General features: G+C 60.3%; 14 protein-coding genes. 5 read left to right on the top strand and 9 right to left on the bottom strand.

The window, feature by feature from the left end:
- The first annotated feature begins 58 nt into the window (after nt 1–58).
- Nucleotides 59–1,936 (top strand): diguanylate cyclase, encoded by a 1,878-nt coding sequence (locus Q668_RS09720; RefSeq protein ID WP_022989420.1) that lies wholly within the window; start codon nt 59–61, stop codon nt 1,934–1,936.
- On the opposite strand, the gene Q668_RS09715 is transcribed toward Q668_RS09720, so the two are convergent.
- The 4 genes from Q668_RS09715 to Q668_RS09700 all read right to left on the bottom strand — a co-directional run bounded on the left by Q668_RS09715 (nt 1,906) and on the right by Q668_RS09700 (nt 8,431).
- Nucleotides 1,906–3,372, bottom strand: a complete 1,467-nt coding sequence (locus tag Q668_RS09715) for an amidase (RefSeq protein ID WP_036219648.1) — start codon at nt 3,370–3,372, stop codon at nt 1,906–1,908. The genes Q668_RS09720 and Q668_RS09715 overlap by 31 nt on opposite strands.
- A 73-nt stretch (nt 3,373–3,445) precedes the next feature.
- Nucleotides 3,446–4,228: a co-chaperone DjlA gene (djlA, locus tag Q668_RS09710; protein WP_022989418.1), complete on the bottom strand. Its 783-nt coding sequence runs from the start codon at nt 4,226–4,228 to the stop codon at nt 3,446–3,448.
- Between the two features lie 50 nt (nt 4,229–4,278).
- Nucleotides 4,279–7,080 carry an HD domain-containing phosphohydrolase gene (locus Q668_RS09705; protein ID WP_022989417.1) on the bottom strand — a complete coding sequence of 934 codons (2,802 nt, stop codon included), beginning with the start codon at nt 7,078–7,080 and terminating at the stop codon, nt 4,279–4,281.
- Nucleotides 7,081–7,150: 70 nt separating this feature from the next.
- On the bottom strand, nt 7,151–8,431 hold the full coding sequence (locus Q668_RS09700; protein ID WP_022989416.1) for an MgtC/SapB family protein: 1,281 nt from the start codon (nt 8,429–8,431) through the stop codon (nt 7,151–7,153).
- A 173-nt stretch (nt 8,432–8,604) separates the two neighbouring features.
- Between Q668_RS09700 and Q668_RS09695 the strand changes: the two genes are divergently transcribed.
- From Q668_RS09695 to Q668_RS09685, 3 genes are read left to right on the top strand one after another with little or no spacing between them, the layout of a single operon-like run.
- Nucleotides 8,605–10,095, top strand: coding sequence for a SulP family inorganic anion transporter (locus Q668_RS09695; protein ID WP_022989415.1), 1,491 nt, complete (start codon nt 8,605–8,607; stop codon nt 10,093–10,095).
- 2 nt (nt 10,096–10,097) lie between these two features.
- On the top strand, nt 10,098–10,973 hold the full coding sequence (locus Q668_RS09690; RefSeq protein ID WP_022989414.1) for a universal stress protein: 876 nt from the start codon (nt 10,098–10,100) through the stop codon (nt 10,971–10,973).
- A gap of 12 nt (nt 10,974–10,985) precedes the next feature.
- Nucleotides 10,986–12,536: a phospholipase D family protein gene (locus tag Q668_RS09685; RefSeq protein ID WP_022989413.1), complete on the top strand. Its 1,551-nt coding sequence runs from the start codon at nt 10,986–10,988 to the stop codon at nt 12,534–12,536.
- 5 nt (nt 12,537–12,541) lie between these two features.
- On the opposite strand, the gene Q668_RS09680 is transcribed toward Q668_RS09685, so the two are convergent.
- From Q668_RS09680 to Q668_RS17070, 3 genes are read right to left on the bottom strand one after another with little or no spacing between them, the layout of a single operon-like run.
- Nucleotides 12,542–13,732: an NAD(P)/FAD-dependent oxidoreductase gene (locus Q668_RS09680; protein ID WP_022989412.1), complete on the bottom strand. Its 1,191-nt coding sequence runs from the start codon at nt 13,730–13,732 to the stop codon at nt 12,542–12,544.
- Between the two features lie 45 nt (nt 13,733–13,777).
- Entirely contained in the window at nt 13,778–14,584 is an 807-nt protein-coding gene (locus Q668_RS09675) for a PhzF family phenazine biosynthesis protein (protein WP_022989411.1), read from the bottom strand.
- An 8-nt stretch (nt 14,585–14,592) separates the two neighbouring features.
- Nucleotides 14,593–14,862: a hypothetical protein gene (locus tag Q668_RS17070; RefSeq protein WP_152521774.1), complete on the bottom strand. Its 270-nt coding sequence runs from the start codon at nt 14,860–14,862 to the stop codon at nt 14,593–14,595.
- Nucleotides 14,863–15,072: 210 nt separating this feature from the next.
- On the opposite strand from Q668_RS17070, the gene Q668_RS09670 reads away from it, so the two are divergent.
- Nucleotides 15,073–16,488: a PLP-dependent aminotransferase family protein gene (locus tag Q668_RS09670; RefSeq protein ID WP_022989410.1), complete on the top strand. Its 1,416-nt coding sequence runs from the start codon at nt 15,073–15,075 to the stop codon at nt 16,486–16,488.
- Here the strand turns inward: Q668_RS09670 and Q668_RS09665 are convergent.
- Nucleotides 16,476–17,135, bottom strand: coding sequence for a response regulator transcription factor (locus Q668_RS09665; protein ID WP_022989409.1), 660 nt, complete (start codon nt 17,133–17,135; stop codon nt 16,476–16,478). The genes Q668_RS09670 and Q668_RS09665 overlap by 13 nt on opposite strands.
- Nucleotides 17,125–18,630, bottom strand: a complete 1,506-nt coding sequence (locus Q668_RS09660; RefSeq protein WP_022989408.1) for a sensor histidine kinase — start codon at nt 18,628–18,630, stop codon at nt 17,125–17,127. Before Q668_RS09660 ends, Q668_RS09665 begins: the two co-directional genes overlap by 11 nt.
- Nucleotides 18,631–18,643 lie beyond the last annotated feature (13 nt).

Genomic DNA, 18,643 nt, shown 5'->3' with positions numbered 1-18,643 from the left:
GTGCATAGTCGAAAATAAGCTTATAACCGAATAATAAAGCTCGTTATCGAGGCTTCCCGTGCCCAGATTCTGTTTTGTCCTTGCGCTCATTACCGGTCTGTTGCTGCCTGCGTTGGTCCAGGCGGAGACCGCCGTTTGGAACGAGCAGTCTGAGCGGCTGGAGTTGTCCCGGTTCGTGGATTACCGTGTTGAATCCAGCCCTATCTCGTTCTCCCAGGTGCAGGCGTTGCCGGAGTCCGAGTGGCAACAGAACGGCAGTGACAGTGTCAGCCTGGGTTATGGCGGCGATGTTTACTGGTTCCGCGTCAGTTTACGAAATGCCCGGGCGGCCGAGGCCCTGACCTTCCTGGAAATCAGTTATCCGGTGCTGGACCATATCGAACTCTATCGTGCCTCGGCAGCTAACCCGGAGCAGCCACTCGTTCTGGGCGATAAACAACCTTTCCACGAGCGCCCCATTCACCATCGGAATTTTGTGGTGCCTATCGCCATAGCGCCGGATACCACGGAAACCCTTTACCTGAGAGTTGAAACTACCAGCTCCATGCAGGTGCCCCTGACCCTCTGGGACCAGGATGTCTTCTATGAGGCAGAACAGTCCCGCAGTATGTTCGAAGGGGTTTATTACGGCATTGTCCTGGTGATGATCCTGTACAACCTGTTTGTGTACATGGCGGTCCGGGAGCGCAGTTTTCTCTATTACGTGGGCTACATCAGCAGTATGCCGTTGTTCCTCGCCAGCCTGCACGGGGTGGCGTTCCAGTACCTGTGGCCGGAGGCCACCTGGTGGAACGACCAGTCCATCATCGTGTTCCTCAACCTGGTGGTGTTGTTTGGCGGGGTGTTCAGCATCCGCTTTATCAGCGTAACCCGGCAAAACCATCCTTACCTGAACCGCTGGACCATGGCCATGGTTATGACCGCCGGCCTGCTGGCGCTGGCCGGGCTGTTTGTGCCTTACGAGCACATGATACTGCCTACCATCCTGGCGGCCTTTGTGGGGTGTTCCACCATGCTGATGCTCAGTGTGGTGCGCTGGATAAAGCGCGATCCAGCCGCCCGCTATTACACCGTGGCCTGGGTGTTCATGCTGTTCGGCGGCATTGTTCTGGCGCTCAGTAAATTCACCGTATTGCCCCGTAACCTGATCACTGAAAACGCCACCCAGGTGGGTTCGGCCCTGGGGGTTATCCTGCTGTCTGTTGCGCTGGCTGACCGCATCAACCGGGAAAAGAAACGGGCCTTCGCCGCGCAGCAGCGCCTGCTGGCCGAGGAGCGAAAAGCCCGCATGGCCCAGGAAGACTCATTGCGCGTCCAGCAGGAAGCCAACACCATGCTGGAACAGCGGGTGCAGGAGCGCACCCGTGACCTTGAGGCCGTTAACCTGAAGTTGCTGGAGCTGAACGCCAGGGATCCGCTGACCGGCCTGAAGAATCGCGGCCACTTTGATGAAGTCTTCCAGCAGGATGTGGTGCGGGCCTATCGTTTCCAGCAGCCGTTGTCTCTGCTGGTGGTGGATATTGACCACTTCAAGTCTTTCAACGACACCTACGGCCACCTGGTGGGGGACGACTGCCTGCGGATGGTCGCCGAGTGCATTGGCCGGCACATTACCCGTCCCCAGGATATGGCGGCCCGCTACGGTGGCGAAGAGTTTGTGGTGCTGCTGCCGGATACGCCGGAGGAGGGCGCCCTCCGGGTGGCCGAGCGCATACGGAATGAAATCGAAGCAACCGGGTTCCGGGTATCCGGCGAAGTTCTGCGGGTAACGGTCAGCATTGGCGTATGCAGTGCCACGCCAGCGCGGGCCGACGCCACCAAGGAAATCTTTACCTGCGCGGATGATGCCCTGTACCAGGCCAAGAATCTGGGCCGGAACCGTGTGGCTTCAGACCCGCACAAGTGTCAGAGCATTTCGGCAACTGCGTTGTCATAGGCTGTTGCCGAGAACCGCGTAATCTGTGGCCACGGTTGCTCCGCTTCCAGCAGGTAGGCAAGTTCAAGCAGGGTGCGTTCATCCCCGTGGCGGGCCATGAACTGCACCGAGACCGGCAGGTTGTGTTCGGTCAGTGCCATGGGTACCGAGATCGCCGGGGCGCCGGTGGCGTTGGCCAGCGGGGTGAAGTTTACATAGCTGTTCAGCCGCTCGAACAGCAGGTCAAACGGCACCGTGGGGCTCAGATGGCCCAGCGGTGGGGTGGTCTGGCCCAGCACCGGTGTCAGTACCGCATCGTAGTTGGTCATGTGTTGGGCGTAGTCGTTCCATGAACGCTTCAGGCGCCAGATAACCGCAGGCAGACGCCAGAAATGCTTCCGGAACATGGCATCCAGGCCATTGGTGAGGCCATCGGTTTTACGCTTGTCGAAATCCGGGTGCATCAGCTTGTGGCCCCGGGCTTTTACGCCGAAAGCCAGCATCGCCCAGTACAAGGCAAAGTCCTGAGGGAAGGATTTATTGATGGGCACCGCCATGGGTTCGATCAAATGCCCCAGTTTTTCCAGCAGGCGTGCGGTGTTCTCCACCGTGCTTCGGGTGACCGGGTCCGTCGGGTGACCATTCACCGAATCCAGTACCAGGCCAATGCGCAGTTGCCGGCCGGATGGCCCGTGCACATGGCCGATTTCCTGCAACTTGCGATTGCGGAAGTAGTCTTCGGCGTGGGCCAGGAAACCTGCGGTGTCCCGAACCGAGCGGGTAACCACGCCATCACTGACGATGTTGACCGGAAGATCCCTGGCGGCATCGTTATCCACCACCCGGCCCCGGGTGGGTTTCAAACCGACCAGTCCACAACAGGCCGCCGGGATGCGAATGGAGCCGCCGCCATCGTTGGCGTGGGCCACCGGTACCACCCCGGCTGCCACCAGCGCCGCAGCGCCACCGGAAGATGCGCCGGAGGAATAGGCCGGATTCCATGGGTTGCGGGTAGGCTCGGCGTGGGCCGGCTCTGTGGTGGCGTTAAAGCCGAACTCCGGCAGGGTGCTTTTGCCCAGGTTCAGGTAACCCTGGGCCAGCATCTGCCGGGCGAAGGCGCCGGTGGCTCTGGCAACATTGGCGGGCACCGCTGCAGTGCCATGGCCGGTGGGTAGGCCGGCGACATCGGTGTTGTCTTTGATAAACATGGGCACGCCGGCAAAGGGGGCGTCCGGGTCGGGCAGGCTGGCGGCCTGCTTCAGGGCCTGCTCGTAGTTCTCTGCCACCACACCGTTCAGAACGGGCTGTGCCAGCCTTGCCCTTTGTACCGCTGCCCGGGCTACGTCTTCCGCTGAAACTTCGCCGCTGCGGATGCGGGCGGCAAGCTCCGTGGCATCAGACTCGCCCACCGCATCATCTCGAAAACAGTGGAAAGGGGAAGAAGACGTGTGGGGCATGGTTCACTCCGAGCTTGTTGTTTGCCCTGAACCATACCGCACCTTCAAATGTGACGATATGTCATTTCGGGTATTAGCCGTTCCGGCTGCGGGCCGCCTTGACCACATCGTAGGCGTGGCTGATCTCCCGGGTACGCTCTTCGGCCATTTCCCGCATGCTTTCCGGCATGCCCCGGCCGGCCAGCTTGTCCGGATGGTTTTCGCTCATCAGCTTGCGGTAGGCCCGTTTCAGTTCGGCGTCCGACACCGAGGGTGACACCCCCAGCACCTTGTAGGCATCGTCCAGCTGCTGGCTGGTGGAATAGTTGGACGCACCGCCTGCCTGGCCGGCATGGGCGCCCCGCAACATGGCTTCCAGCTGGTCTACCTGGCTTTCCGGCAAGCCCAGCTTGCGGGCAATGTGTACCAGCATTTCGTGTTCGGCCGGGTGCACCACGCCATCGGCGGCCACGGCAGAAACCTGAACCTGCAGAAACATCTGCAGGAAGGCCGGCTGCCGGCCGGTGCTGCGCAGGAACCGGTCCAGCTCGGCATCCAGGTCGAAATCCTCCGACTTGCCCCGGTTAAAGGCTTCCTTTGCCACGGCTCTCTGGGCTTCGTTGAGACGGAACCGGGCGAACATGGTCTCGGCCATGCGGATTTCATCCCGGGTGACCACGCCATCGGCCTTGCACAGGGCGCCCATCACCGCGAACATGGATTCGATAAAGCCGGACTGAAGGTTCTGAAGCTTGCCGATCAGGCGCTTTTTCATGCGCTGGAACAGGAAGGCACCGATGGCAGCCCCCACCAGAAATCCCGGAAAACGGCCAAAGGCATAACCGATCAGGCCACCAAAGATAATTGCAAACAGCATTCAGAGTTCCTTCGCTAGTAAATCAGTCCGTAGAATATACGGGTTTTTGGTCAAGGCTTCATGAACAGGCTTTCATCCACGGTGTCGACCTGGTCGGCATGCAGGTGCTGTTCGGCATAGTTACGCCAGACGCCAGAGCTTACAAACAGCCGGAAAACCTCGCCATCCAGGTGCCCGTTTTCAACCATGCCGGCCATAATGGTCAGGGATTCCGACAGGGTTTTACCCCGCTTGTAGGGACGATCCGAGGCGGTCAGGGCTTCGAACACATCGGCAACGGCCATGATTTTTTCCGGAACGCCCATGTCATCGCCGGTCAGGCGGCAGGGGTAGCCGTTGCCGTCAGTCCGCTCATGGTGGGTGCCCGCCAGTCGCGGTACCCTGGCCAGGCGGTCGGGCAGGGGCAGGGCATCGAGCATGCAGATGGTTTGCACAATGTGCTCGTTGATCTTGAAGCGCTCTTCCTCGGTCAGGGTGCCGTAACGCACCGTCAGGTTATGCAGCTCGCCCTGGTTATAGGCGTATTCCGGCAACGACATATCGAAGCCCCAGCGGTTTTCCGGGTCATCTTTGCGCACCGGTGGCACATGCTCACCCCAGGCTCTCAGGTGGCCGGGTTTGTCGGCCAGCAGTGTTTCGGTGGCAGGCAGCGGGGGCTCCGGATGGCCTTTCAAGGCCTGTTGCTCTTCCTCTGACAGCCCCAGCCGGTCACTGAAATGGCGGGTCCAGGTTTGCCCGGCAATGGCGTGGATGCGTTCGATGTCAGCATCCTCCATGCTCTCGCTGCCCTGATTAACGGCGGCCAGAAAGCGGAAGTCCTCCTGCAGGCGGGTTTGGACGTCGGCTTTGTCTTGCCGCGCTTGGTCCGGATCCCCACCGGCCAGGATGGCCTTCAGGCAGGTGATTTCGGCATCCCGGTGCAGCACTTCAAACCGGGTGCGGATTTCATGGATGCGGTTGTAGATGGTCTCCAGTTTCACTGCTTTGTCGACGACGTATTCCGGGCTGGTGATCTTGCCGCAATCGTGCAGCCAGGCCGCCAGGTGGAATTCGTAGCGCTCGTCTTCCGTCATGCCGAAGCTGGCGAAGGCGCCTTCGGAACTCTGCTCCGCCTGTTCAACCAGCATCTGCGCCAGTTTGGGAACCCGCTCGCAATGGCCGCCAGTGTAGGGTGACTTGGCATCAATGGCGTTTGCTACCAGCCGGATAATGCCGTCCAGCAGGGCCTGCTGGCTTTCGATCAGTTCCCGGGTTTCGATGGCAACCGCGGCAGAGCCGGCAATCTCATCAACAAAGGTAATCAGGTCATCACTCAGGTTGGTTTGATCACCGTTTTCGATCTCGATAACCAGCACACCGATCAGTTTCCTGCGGCGGTTCCTGAGTACCGCAAACACCGGGTGCCCGGCAATGTATCGGCGAAGCTCCTGAATAACGTCGTAGTCGCTGGCGTCCGGGGCGACCGGGTTTACGGCCTGTGGCAACTCCAGCCCCCGGTTAACAGACAGTTCCAGTTTTTGCTCGCGACTGTTGAACAGATACACCGCACCCCGTTCCTGCCCGACGATGCTCACAAGCTGTTCGAGGATGTCGTTTAGCAACTGTTTGAGATCCTGGCCCCGGTTCAGCACGGTCGAGATACTCTGGAAGCTTCGAATGGTGTGGGCCATATCGTCCAGCGCGATGCTCAGCTCGGAGGCTTCGCGAATGTGGGAGGTCGACCGCATCGGCGTATCAAACCGGAACCTGGACAGCCGGCTGACCTGCCCGGTCAGCAGTTCAATAGGTTTACCGACCTGCCTGCCCAGCACCCAGCCTGCCAGCAGTAACAGCAGGGCGATGGCCCCGGCGATCAGGGTTTGCCGGGTGAGGGCGGCCCAGACATCGGCCAGTAACTCGTTGGAGGGTATGGCGACAACAATGGACAATTCCTCGCCGGGCAGAGACTCAAGGGGTTCACTGATGCCGTACCAGCTTCGCCCGTCGCGGGTGAACTGGCTGATGCCGCTATGGCTTTCCGGTTGCAGGGCCTGGAGAACTACCTCGCTTGGCTCACTGCCCTGTGATGAGCTTGCCAGCAGCTGGCCCGAGGCGTTCAGGATGGCAATGCGGCTGCCGGGGGTTTGCTTCAGTTCCGCCAGCTGGGCACCAAGATCGGTTACCGTGACATCAATGCCCAGAACGGTTCCTGCCTTTTCGCTGGCACGCTGCGACAGGGTGATGCCGGTTTCCTGGGTGGTAAAAAACACATAGGGCGCAGATAACTCCAGGGTGCCTGATTCCCGGGCGGCCTGGTACCAGGGTCTTTCGCGCGGATCAAAGTTGTAACTGGTCAGGTCCCTTTGCTCGAGCAAGTTCAGGTTGCGGCCATAGAAATGCCAGCGGCCTTGGTGATCGTTGCCGGTGCGAACCAGGCTTTGCAGCAGGTAATGACTGTTGGCCGGCGCATCCGGAAACTGCCTGGTGCTCGAATTCTGCAATTTCCGGAACAGGAAAAAGTCGCCGTTTTCATAGCCCGCGTATACGGCACTGACAATCTCGCTGCTGGCCAGGATGTCGGCCACAACCGGCAGGCGGTCCAGGCGTTGTTCCAGGGTATCGGCTTCGGTGAGTGGGTCGTGCCGGAGCACCGCAAGGGCGGTGGACGGGGGTTGGGTAATGGCCTGAATCCGGTCATCCACACTGATCGCCAGCTGCCGGGCGGTGGCCGTGGCTGCGGTGACCTTGGCTTGCTCCATGCCACGGAAACTCTGGCCCACCAGAACGATGGTCAGAATCAACATGCCCAGGGTAACTGCGGAGGCAATCAAAAAAGCCAGTGAAACCTGGGCGAGTTGACGGTGTTGCTGCATGGAGAGCCCTTGAAGGAAATGGAAGCCTACCGTCAGTTTAGACGCTTGCGCTGAAAATTCAGGCAGTTAGTTATTGAATCCACGCCACCAGCAAGCCGGCCCCCAGTGACAGCACCATGGGCCCGGCCACCAGCAGTCCGGTCTGCCGGTTGCCGATGCTCCAGGCAATACCGGACTTCACCAGGTTGTTCACCGCCGCTGCGATCACGATGCCCAGCACAGCGGTGTCCATCGCCAGTCCGTTGTTGGACATACGGGTGAGCGATAGGGTAATCGCATCCACGTCTGCCACGCCGGAGGTGGCCGCCAGCGCGAAGATGCCGGCATCGCCAAACGCATTTTTCAGGAATTCCCCCAGCAGCAGGATAGCGGTCAGCAGCAACCCGAACACCAGTGCGGAAGACAGATCCAGCGGGTTCTGGGACAAGCTGGGCTGGCTGACCTGCAGCTGTTTGGAGTTTTTCTGCCAGATGTACAACGCCGGGCCGTAGAGCAGGATAGTCATAACCAGCACCGGCCAGACCAGGCTGGGCAGCAGGGCAGTGTTGATCACCAGGCAGTACACCAGGATGCGGGGGAACATGGTGCCGCAGGCAATCAGGATGCCGGCGGCAAACTGGGGGCTGAAGCCTTCGTTACTTCGGGACTGGCGGGCAAAGTGCAGGGTCAGGGCGGTGGACGAACTGAGGCCGGCAAACAGGCTGGTGAACAGAATGCCCTTGCGGGCGCCGGCCACCCGGATGGCGAAGTAGCCGACAAAGGAGATGGAGGCAATCATCACCACCATCCACCAGATTTCCCGGGGGTTCAGCACACCGCCCGGGCCCATGCGCTCGTTGGGCAACAGGGGCAGCATCACCACGGAGATCAGGAGCAGTTTAAGGGCCGCGTCCAGTTCATGGGCCTGGAGCTTCTGCACCCAGCCGTGAATTTCTTGCTTGTTGTCCAGGATAATGGCGGTGACCACCGCCGCTGCCGTGGCAATCACCGGGTCAACCGCGACCGCCACCGCACCAAAACAGAAGGTCAGCAGCATGCCCACCAGCCCGGTGATGCTGAAATTGCGAATGTGTTCGAGCCGCTCGCTGTAAGCCACCAGCCCCATGGCCACCACGCTGAGTAGCAGCACCGGGAATGCCCAAACTGTAATCTCCGAGGCCAGCACTGCCGAGATGCCACCGAGCAGCCCCACCAGCGAGAAGGTGCGGATACCGGCGATTCGCTCCCCGGACTTCTGCTCCCGGGCATCCCAGCCCCGCTCCAGGCCAACAATCGCGCCCAGCAACAGGGCCACGGCCAGGTTAATGGTGGTCTGGTTAGAGGCAATAAACTGGCTGGCTACGTCATCCACAGGCCGCGTGTCCCTGAAAAAATAGATTTGCCTTGCATTCTAGGCAATTACCGGTGGCCAGGTCACCCTTTAGCCGGTTAGCAACATCGCGCTGCCATACTTTTCAGGCGGTTTCTGGTAACCTGCGCGGCCCCGATATGACCTCCCAATAAGTTAAAGCGATATTTCCTGCCATGATAAATGCACTCAAGCAAAACTGGTTCTCGAACATTCGTGGCGACCTGCTCGCCGGTATTGTGGTGGCGCTGGCGTTGATCCCGGAGGCCATCGCGTTCTCCATCATTGCGGGCGTAGACCCGAAAGTCGGCCTGTATGCCTCTTTCTGTATTGCCGTAATCATTGCCTTTGTTGGCGGCCGGCCGGGGATGATCTCTGCAGCCACCGGTGCCATGGCGTTGTTGATGGTTACGCTGGTGAAAGAGCACGGCCTGCAGTACCTGCTGGCGGCTACCCTGCTGACTGGTGTCATCCAGATTGCAGCCGGCTACCTTAAATTGGGTGGGCTGATGCGGTTTGTGTCGCGCTCGGTGGTTACCGGCTTTGTGAACGCGCTGGCTATCCTGATCTTCATGGCCCAGCTGCCGGAACTGACCAACGTAACCTGGCACGTCTATGCCATGACGGCTGCGGGCCTGGGCATTATCTACCTGTTCCCGCTGGTGCCTGTGGTCGGCAAGCTGATCCCTTCTCCGCTGGTGTGTATTGTGGGTTTGACGGCCGTGGCCATGATTGTCGGGCTGGACATCCGCACTGTCGGAGATATGGGCGAGCTGCCGGATACCCTGCCGATTTTCCTGTGGCCGGATGTGCCCCTGACCCTGGAAACCCTGATGATCATCCTGCCGTACTCCCTCGGCCTGGCCGTCGTGGGCCTGCTGGAATCGCTGATGACCGCGACCATTGTGGATGACCTGACCGACACCACCAGTGACCGCAACCGCGAGTGTAAAGGCCAGGGCATTGCCAACATCGGTTCCGGCCTTCTGGGCGGCATGGCCGGTTGCGCCATGATCGGCCAGTCCATTATTAACGTGAAATCCGGCGGCCGTACCCGGCTCTCGACGCTGACAGCCGGCGTGTTCCTGCTGATTCTGGTGCTGGTTCTGGACAAGTGGCTGGTACAGATTCCCATGGCCGCCCTGGTGGCGGTGATGATTATGGTATCCATCGGTACCTTCAGCTGGGATTCCATTCGCAATCTTCGGGAGCATCCCCTGTCCACCAACATTGTCATGCTGGTGACGGTGATTGTGGTGGTGGCCACCCACAACCTGGCATTCGGCGTGCTGGCCGGTGTTTTGCTGGCAGCCCTGTTCTTCGCCAACAAGGTGGGCCATTACATGCTGGTGACCTCCGAACTGGACGAGCAAACCGACACCCGTCGCTACACGGTTGTAGGCCAGGTATTCTTTAGTTCTTCGGAAAAATTCCTCGAATCCTTTGACTTCAAGGAAGCGGTGGATAATGTTGTGATAGACCTGAGCCGCGCACACTTCTGGGATATTACTGCCGTAGGTGCGCTGGACAAGGCGGTCATCAAGTTCCGCCGTGAGGGTGCAGACGTTGAGGTAATCGGCCTGAACGAAGCCAGTGCCACCATCGTTGACCGTTTCGGGGTGCATGACAAGCCCGAAGCCGTTGACCAGCTGATGGGAGGGCACTGACCATGAATCAGAAAGGCGAGGCGAACATGTTACGAGTAGTGGCCTGTATCGACGGTTCCCGGGCAGCCCCCGCGGTGTGTGATTACGCCGCCTGGGCCAGCCGGCACATGGAAACACCGCTGATGTTGCTGCACGTTCTGGATGAAGAGCGCTACCCCGCGGAACCGGACCTGGCTGGCAGCATCGGGCTGGGTAGCCGGGAGCACTTGCTGGACGAGCTGGCAGACCTTGACCGGAAACGCTCCAAACTGGCCCTGGAGCACGGCCACCACATGCTGGATGAAGCCGAAGCGCGGGTACAGAAGGCCGGCATTGCCGAAGTGGTAAAGCGCCAGCGCCATGATAATCTGACCGATTCGCTGCTGGCCCTGGAGAAAGAAACCCGCCTGTTCGTGATGGGTCTGCACGGTGAAAGCAGCTCCGACCGGGATATTCACATCGGCAGCCAGCTGGAAACCGTGATCCGCAGCGTTCACCGCCCGATTTTGCTGGTGCCCGACGAATTTACCCAGCCGAAGAGCGCCATGTTGGCCTTTGATGGCAGCGAAACCGCCTTCAAAGGCGTGGAAATGGTGGCCGCCAGCCCGGTTCTGAAAGACATGCCCCTGCACCTGGTGATGGTGGGAGCCGATACGGCAGACCGTTGGGAACAGCTACGGAAGGCCGAGAAAATGCTGGCAGGCCTGGATGTGGAGATCACGCTCGCCATCCGCGCCGGCGATGTGGAGCCCACGCTCCATGCCTATCAGGACGAGCACGACATCGACATGCTGGTCATGGGCGCTTATGGCCATTCCCGCATTCGCCAGTTCCTGGTGGGCAGCACCACAACCACCATGCTGAAAACCGCGAAGAAGCCCCTGGTTATCCTTCGCTAAGGAGCCCAGCCTATGCCCGGTCAGCGATTGCTTTCGTTTGTCGCCAGCCTCTGCGTGTTGCTGATGCTGGCCGGGTGTTCCACCGCCCTGAAACCGGTCGTGCATGACCCGGATTTCCGGCTATCCTCGGTGAAGGATTCCTTCATAACGGATCAGCGCCGGATGCACCTTGCCCCAGACTCCCCGAACACCGGCTTTCAGCTGCTGAACAGTGGCCGTGATGCCTTCCTGGTGCGGGCTGCGCTGATCGAAACCGCCGAACAGTTTATCGACGCCCAGTATTACATCTGGAATAACGATTCCACCGGGCGCTATCTGGCCGGCCGGCTGGTAGCCGCTGCAGACCGTGGCGTTCAGGTGCGCCTGCTGCTGGACGACATCAACGTGGCTGGCAAGGAGCCGCTGTTTGCTGCGATGGCAATACACCCCAACATCCGGGTGCGTATCTTCAACCCGGCCCGTTCCCGCAGCGGGGTGGGGCGCTGGTTGTCGCTGATTACCGACTTCGACCGCATCAACCGGCGCATGCACAACAAAACCTTTGTGGTGGACGGCCAGGTGGGCATCGCCGGCGGGCGTAACATTGGCGACGAATATTTTGACGAACATCCCAGCCTGAATTTCCGGGACCGGGATGTGATGGTTCTGGGGCCACTTGCCGAAGATATGACTGCCAACTTCGAGGCCTATTGGAACAATCAGTGGGCCTACCCGCTGGCTACCCTCTATGACCTGCCTGACAACCTCGCTGGCCGCGATGCGCTGTCGCAACTGCTCAGGGAAACGGCGGCTGATCCGGGTATCCGGGCAGTTCCGCACCAGGAACAGGACGCGGCGGAAACCTATCTGAGGGGCTGGTTTGCCGGTCTGGTGCAGGCCCCGGGCGAACTGGTGTTTGACCCGCCACCGCAAAATCCCCAGGTTCCGGCGGATTCCCCCCAGAACACCGCCAGGGCCTTGTACGGACTGGTTCAGGCAGCCCAATCCGAAATCCTGATTGAGTCCGCTTACCTGATCCTGGCAGACAACCAGCTCGACAACCTCGGAGCGCTGGACAACCAGCCGCTGAAGGTGGCGGCGTTAACCAATTCCCTGGCAACCAACGACCTGGTGACCAACCACTCCGGCTATGCCCGCTGGCGCCGGGAAATGCTGGAGCAGGGCATCGAACTATACGAACTGCGCCCGGATGCGCCGGCCTGCCAGCACTGGGTAGCCAGCCGCCCGGCCTGCGAACAGGGTGCTGTCAGCCTGCATTCCAAGGCAGTGGTGTTTGACCGGGAAACCCTGTTCATCGGCTCGTTCAACGTCAACCTGCGCTCGATCTACCTGAATGGCGAAACCGTGCTGATTATTCATAGCCCGGAACTGGCCACCGCCGTTGCTGAAGACATCCGCTATGCCATGTCGCCGGAAAACAGCTGGCAGGTAACGCTGGACGAGCAGGGCGACCTGGTCTGGCAGTCTACGGGCGAGCAGGTTGGCCATGAGCCGGGCGTCGGGTTCTGGCGGCGGGCGACGTCGCGCTTCCTGTCCTGGTTACCTATCGAGAAATATCTGTAACCGGCTCAGGCCTCGTTGCCTGCCGCCACGCCGGACGCCCACGCCCATTGAAAGTTATGCCCGCCCAGATGGCCGGTCACATCCACCACCTCGCCGATAAAGAACAAGTTGGGTTGCTCCAGCACGGCCATGGTTTTCGAGGATAACTGCCGGGTGTCCACCCCACCTAACGTCACCTCGGCGGTCCGGTAACCTTCGGTGCCGGCGGGTTTGATGGTCCAGTTGCCCAGGGTGTCGGCAATCCGCTCGATATCCTGGTTACGGTACTCCTGCAGCGGCCGGCTCCAGCCCTGCAGTTCATTAAAGGCCTGGGCGAAGCGTTTGGGCAGGTGCTGGTTCAGGTACTGCGCCATGGTGGACTGGGGTTTCTGCTTGCGCAGGGCAAACAGGTCGTCCTGGACGGTTTGTGCCGGCAGCAGGTTGATGTGCAACTCGTCCCCCGGTTGCCAGTAACTGGATACCTGTAGCATGGCCGGCCCGCTCAGGCCCCGGTGGGTGACCAGCATGGGCTCGCGAAAATGTTGTTTGCGGCAGCTTGCGTCCACGGGGCAACTGACACCTGCCAGTGGCGCGAGCTGTTGTTTCAGCTCCGGGTGCAGGGTGAAAGGTACCAGCCCGGCGCGGGTGGGTAATACTGCCAGCCCGAACTGCTTTGCCAGTTCGTAGCCGAAACCGGTCGCGCCCATGGTGGGGATGGACAGGCCGCCGGTAGCAACCACCAGCGATTGGCATTTCAGGCTGCCGGCAGTGGTTTTGACGGCATAGCCGGAACCGGAGGCCTGAACGCCGGAAACAGCGGTGTTCATACGGATTTCCGCACCGGCCCACTCGCACTCGGTTAACAGCACATTGAGAATGTCCTTCGCGCTGTCCTTGCAGAACAGCTGCCCAGGTGCTTTTTCTTCGTATTCCACCCCGTGACGGTCCACCAGTTCGACGAAATCCTGCGGGGTATAACGCTTCAGGGCAGAGATGCAGTAATGGGGATTGTCCGAAAGGAAGTTCGCCGGCGTACTGTTCAGATTGGTGAAGTTACAGCGGCCACCGCCGGACATCAGGATCTTCTTGCCGGGCTTGTTGGCGTGGTCAATCACCAGCACTTTGCGGCCGCGATAGCCGGCGGTGGCCGCGCACATCAGCCCGGCGGCACCGGCGCCGATGATGATCACGTCATACTGGGATGTGGATACTGCCATTGCCTGCCCGCCGCTGATAGAAAACCGGCGGGCAGTATATCAGTCTCAGGGCAGCTGTACGGAGCCTTCCAAGAAGAACGCCGCCTGGCCGGCAATGGCCACGCGTTCGCCTTTCAGTTCACAGCGCAGTTCACCACCCCGGGCCGAGAGTTGCCGCGCCTGCAGGCAGGTTTTGCCCAGACGTTCTGCCCAGTAAGGCGTTAGCATACTGTGTATCGAACCGGTGACCGGGTCTTCATCGATACCCACGCCCGGCGCGAAGTATCGGCTGACAAAATCACAGTGTTCCCCCTCCGCCGTCACAATCAGGCCTTGATTGCCCAGCTGTGCCAGTTTGCGGATATCCGGGACGGCGGACCTGACCTCTGCCTCGGATTCCAGAACCACCATGTAGTTGGTGTCGTTGGGTACGAAAAAGGCCTCATCCGGCGAGCCGGGCAGCGCTTCGGTAATCAGGGCCGGAGTGGGGCAGCGTTCGAAGGCCAGGTTTGGAAAGTCGAGTTCCAGCCAGCCGTCCGGCTTTTGCGAAACCGCCAGCGGCCCGGATTTTGACTGGAATCGAACGATGTTGTGGGGCCAGTCCAGCTTGTTGAACACCACCCAGGCTGAGGCCAGGGTGGCATGGCCGCATAACGGCACCTCGGCAGTGGGGGTGAACCAGCGAATGTGGAAGTCGGCGTCATCAAGCTCCGGTGTTGCCACCAGAAAGGCGGTTTCCGACAGGTTGTTTTCCCCGGCAATGGCCTGCAACAAGGAGTCTGGCAGCCAGCGTTGCAGGGGCATGACGGCGGCCGGGTTGCCGCCGAACAGTGTGTTGGTAAAGGCATCTATCTGAAAGATCGGTGTCTGCATGGTTCGTCCTATGTTCGGTTAGCAGTGAACTGCTGTAATTCCAGTTCACTGTAGCAATGAAATTCTGGCAGTGGCGTTCTGCCTCGAATGATCCAGTGCGTTGGCGCGGTCTGGTTAACACTGAAGCCAGCCTGCGCGAGCTTCTGGAAGGCCTGTAACAGGGTGGGGTGTCCGGTTTCACCGGCATCAGCAAGACCAAGTACGTCCTTGCGATTTCTCCGGTAGTGAGGGCGTGTCCTCTCGCCTGCACGGGCAGGTGTTGAAAGTGATGCGGCCATGGTGAAATTCCTTCTTCTCTGATCCGGACACCATTGTCTGACGGGCCAGACTTCCATAACAGATTCAGATAAGTTTCTATTGAGCCGGTACAGTTGTCATTTTCAGGGGGCTGTACTGCATAAAAAGTGGCCGATCTGTACTGTCGGTTTTGTTGGTGGTTCTGGTCCAATAGGTGATGGAGCGATGAATGGTGATTGTGGGAGGCAAGTATGGGTGCGCTATATAACCAGGTGGCTGACCAGTTGCAGGCGCTGATAGCAGACGGTGTTTATCGGACAGGAGACCGCCTGCCGGGCGTGAGGGCGCTCAGCCGTCAGTTCGGGGTGAGCATTTCTACCGTGCTGCAGGCCCATCAGACCCTCGAAGCCCGTGGTTTCCTTCAGGCCCGGGAGCGCAGCGGCTATTTCGTGCGTCTGCCGGCCCGGGATGTGCCGGAGCCAACCATGCCGGAACATCGCACCCGGCCTTTGCCGGTGTCTGCCCGGGAGATGACGCTGGACCTGTGTGCCGATGAGCAAAAACGGATGGTGCCGCTGGCAACGGCCATTCCCCATCCGGATTACCTGCCGGTCCGGCAGATCCAGCAGAGCACGATCTGGGCCGCGAGGCGTGGGCTGGAAACGCTGGATTACGCCTTTCCCGGCAAGGAAAGTTTCCGGCGCCAGATTGCCCAGCGCATGGCAACACTGGGGGTTCCGGTGTCACCGGATGATGTGCTGGTTACCAATGGCGCGCAGGAAGCGATTATTCTGGCACTGCGGGCGGTCACCCAGGCTGGCGATATTGTTGCGGTAGAGTCGCCATCCTTTCCGGGTATCCTGCAGGCGCTGGAGGTGGTGGGCTTGCGGGTGATTGAAATTCCCACTCATCCATCAGAAGGCATGAGCCTGGAGGGTCTGCAACTGGCGCTTGAGCAATGGCCACTGAAGGCCTGCGTGGTGGTGCCCAATCACAGCAATCCAATGGGTGCCAGAATGAGTGACGAGCGCAAGCAGCAGCTGGTATCCATGCTGGCGGCGGCCAATGTGCCATTGATTGAGGATGATATATACGGTGATCTCTATCACTCGGGTGAGCGCCCGCGGCCGGCCAAAGCCTTCGACCGCTCCGACAACGTTATTTTCTGCAGTTCGTTTTCCAAGACCGTGTCGCCTGGTCTTCGGCTGGGCTGGATGATCCCGGGGCGCCACATGGCCAGCGCCCGCCAACACAAATATTTTGTGAACCTGGCCACCTCGACCATTCCGCAGTTGGCAATGGCGCATTTTCTTGAGCAGGGTGGATACGACCGTTACCTGCGTCAGGCCCGGCAGCATTATCGTGAGGGCATTGAGCGGCTTCGCGCGGCGGTGGCCCGGTCTTTTCCAGAGGGCACGGCGGTTAGCCGGCCTCAGGGCGGTTTTGTCCTGTGGGTTCAGATGCCGGCGGGTGTGTCAGGCACCGGGCTGTACCGTCGGGCCCGGCAGGAAGGCATCAACGTGGCGCCTGGCCTGATGTTCTCCACCACCAACAAGTTTGAGAACTGCTTGCGGCTGAATGGCGGCAATCCCTGGACTGAGCGCATTGAAAAGGCGGTTATCCGCCTGGGCGCCCTGGCCCACGAGCTCCGTGATCAGGGCGCCTGAACGCCGCGCAGGTGCTCGGGGTCCAACAGGCCGGCGGCGATGGCCAGGCCCGTCACATCCGGCAGCCGTTCGGCGCCCAGGCGCTTCATCACCCGGGCCCGGTACAGGTCGATGGTTTTGACACTCACATCCAGCTGCTCGGCAATTTCCCGGCTGGTGTATCCTTGGGCCAGAGGCAGGAACACATCTCGCTCCCGACGGGTGAGGGTGCTGATGAGGGCTTCGGTATCGGCGCTGACCGGGATCTTTTCCGGAGCTGAGGATGCCTCCTGAAGCGCCTGCTGCACACTGTCCAGCAGCAACTGCTCGTTGAATGGCTTTTCGATGAAATCGAAGGCGCCGGATTTGAATGCGCGCACCACAATGGGCACATCGGCATGGCCGGACACGAAGATGATGGGAATCTCCAGCCCGCGTTTCTGCAGTTCTTCCTGCACGTTCAGGCCGCCGAGCCCGGGCATGCGGATGTCCAGCACCACACAGCCGGGGCGGTTTTCGGCCACATCGTTCAGAAACTGGCGGCCGTCGCTGTAGGCCCGCACCTGTAATCCAACCGATTCCAGCAGCCATTGGGTGGACTCGAGCATACCGGCATCGTCGTCTACCACGAACACGGTGTTGGCTTCGGCAGGAGTGCTAGCGGACATCAGGGGATCTCTCCGTATTATTGTTGGCGGCGGTCATTCTAGAGCTCCCGCGGCTGTTGTTGAAGGAAAGGTTGGCCGGAAAGCGGCAAATCAGTGAAAGACCGCCGGTGCCGGCAGGGGTGGCGTCCAGGAATCCGCCGAAGCCTTCAATGATGGATCGGCTCATGGATAAGCCCAGCCCCAGCCCCTTGGGCTTGCTGGTATAGAACGGCTGGAACATCTGGCGAATACCTTCGTCGTCCAGCCCCGGGCCTTCGTCGGTTACCTGGATCAGGGTTTCCTGCTGGTCGTTGATGCAGGTGCATACGGTAATGCGGGACGGTTCCAGGTTCTCGCCCTGGTTGGCAGCTTCCACGTTGGCTTCAATGCCGTTACGAATCAGGTTAATCAACACCTGCTCCAGCAAAATCGGGTCTGCGGTGATCACCGGGGAATTCTCCGCCAGGTTCTCTTGCAGCTTTACGCCGTTCTTTTCACCTTCCCACTGGCACAGGCGAACCACGTCGCTTACCACCGAGTTTAACTGCACCGGGGCCATCTGTTTCTGGCCTTTGCGCAGGAAGGCCCGCAGGCGCTTGATCACTTCCGAGGCCCGGTTGGCGTGGTGCACGATCTTCTGCAAGCCATCCTCTACCTTGGCCAGTTTCTCCGGGCGCTTGTCGGCTTCTTTCATAAAGCGCTGGCTGGCGCTGGCGAAATTCACAATCGAGGCCAGCGGCTGGTTCATCTCATGGGCAATGCTCGAGGCCAGTTCGCCCAGGGTGGCCAGCCGGGCGGTGTGGGCCAGCTCCTCGGCCAGCAGGCGATTCTGTTCTTCCTGCTCGATGCGGGGCGTGATGTCGCGGGACACGCTGATCACTTCCACCACAGCGCCTGTATAGGTTTCCCGGATGGCCCGGCTGGCAATCTCGAACCAGCGGCGGCTGCCGTTGCGGTGCTGGATTTCCAGGGTCAGGGTGGCGTAGCCGTCTTCCTGCAGGCGATTGCGGGTGTGAGTCAGTTGTTCCGCCACCTTGTCGTTGCCGAAAACCTCTTCAAGGGATTTGCCCCTGAGCTCTTCCGGCCAGTAGCCCAGCAGCCGCCAGGAGGCCGGTGTGGCGTCGATAAACCGGCCGTCCGGGGCGTGGCGGGAGATCAGGTCTGTGGTGTTCTCGGTAATCAGCCGGTAAAGCCGGCTGGAACGCAGGGCTTCTTCCTGGGTGAGTACATCGGTGGTGGCGTCTCGCCCACGAATCATGACCTGCTGCTTGTCGGAGTCCGGAATGAAAGTCCAGAGGCAGATCTTGTCGGCAAACCGGGATTCCACGTTCTCGATGGCCCGGTCCTGGTTCAGGGCCGAGGCAGCAAGGGCCGGGGCGTTTACCGGCAAGAGTTCCCCGGCCTCGGCCAGGCGCGCGGCTTCCACCAGCTGGCGGGCGGCGGCATTGCAGCTTAAAACCCGGGCATCGGCGCTGGTCACGAGTGTGGGTTGGGGGTCTTTCTCGGGGGTTTTCATAGATTATAGTAAC

Source organism: Marinobacter sp. ES-1, assembly GCF_000475255.1.
Taxonomy (GTDB): Bacteria; Pseudomonadota; Gammaproteobacteria; order Pseudomonadales; family Oleiphilaceae; genus Marinobacter; species Marinobacter vinifirmus.
Note: the sequence above shows the minus strand (reverse complement) of the source record. Positions and strands in the feature narration are given on the sequence as shown.

What these genes read in the sequence shown, in the direction of transcription:
- Q668_RS09685 (WP_022989413.1), top strand. Translation starts at nt 10,986, where the DNA reads ATGCCCGGTCAGCGATTGCTTTCGTTTGTCGCCAGCCTCTGCGTGTTG.
- Q668_RS09715 (WP_036219648.1), bottom strand. Translation starts at nt 3,372, where the DNA reads ATGCCCCACACGTCTTCTTCCCCTTTCCACTGTTTTCGAGATGATGCG.
- Q668_RS09690 (WP_022989414.1), top strand. Translation starts at nt 10,098, where the DNA reads ATGAATCAGAAAGGCGAGGCGAACATGTTACGAGTAGTGGCCTGTATC.
- Q668_RS09680 (WP_022989412.1), bottom strand. Translation starts at nt 13,732, where the DNA reads ATGGCAGTATCCACATCCCAGTATGACGTGATCATCATCGGCGCCGGT.
- Q668_RS09660 (WP_022989408.1), bottom strand. Translation starts at nt 18,630, where the DNA reads ATGAAAACCCCCGAGAAAGACCCCCAACCCACACTCGTGACCAGCGCC.
- Q668_RS09670 (WP_022989410.1), top strand. Translation starts at nt 15,073, where the DNA reads ATGGGTGCGCTATATAACCAGGTGGCTGACCAGTTGCAGGCGCTGATA.
- Q668_RS09675 (WP_022989411.1), bottom strand. Translation starts at nt 14,584, where the DNA reads ATGCAGACACCGATCTTTCAGATAGATGCCTTTACCAACACACTGTTC.
- Q668_RS09705 (WP_022989417.1), bottom strand. Translation starts at nt 7,080, where the DNA reads ATGCAGCAACACCGTCAACTCGCCCAGGTTTCACTGGCTTTTTTGATT.
- Q668_RS17070 (WP_152521774.1), bottom strand. Translation starts at nt 14,862, where the DNA reads ATGGCCGCATCACTTTCAACACCTGCCCGTGCAGGCGAGAGGACACGC.
- Q668_RS09665 (WP_022989409.1), bottom strand. Translation starts at nt 17,135, where the DNA reads ATGTCCGCTAGCACTCCTGCCGAAGCCAACACCGTGTTCGTGGTAGAC.
- Q668_RS09695 (WP_022989415.1), top strand. Translation starts at nt 8,605, where the DNA reads ATGATAAATGCACTCAAGCAAAACTGGTTCTCGAACATTCGTGGCGAC.
- djlA (WP_022989418.1), bottom strand. Translation starts at nt 4,228, where the DNA reads ATGCTGTTTGCAATTATCTTTGGTGGCCTGATCGGTTATGCCTTTGGC.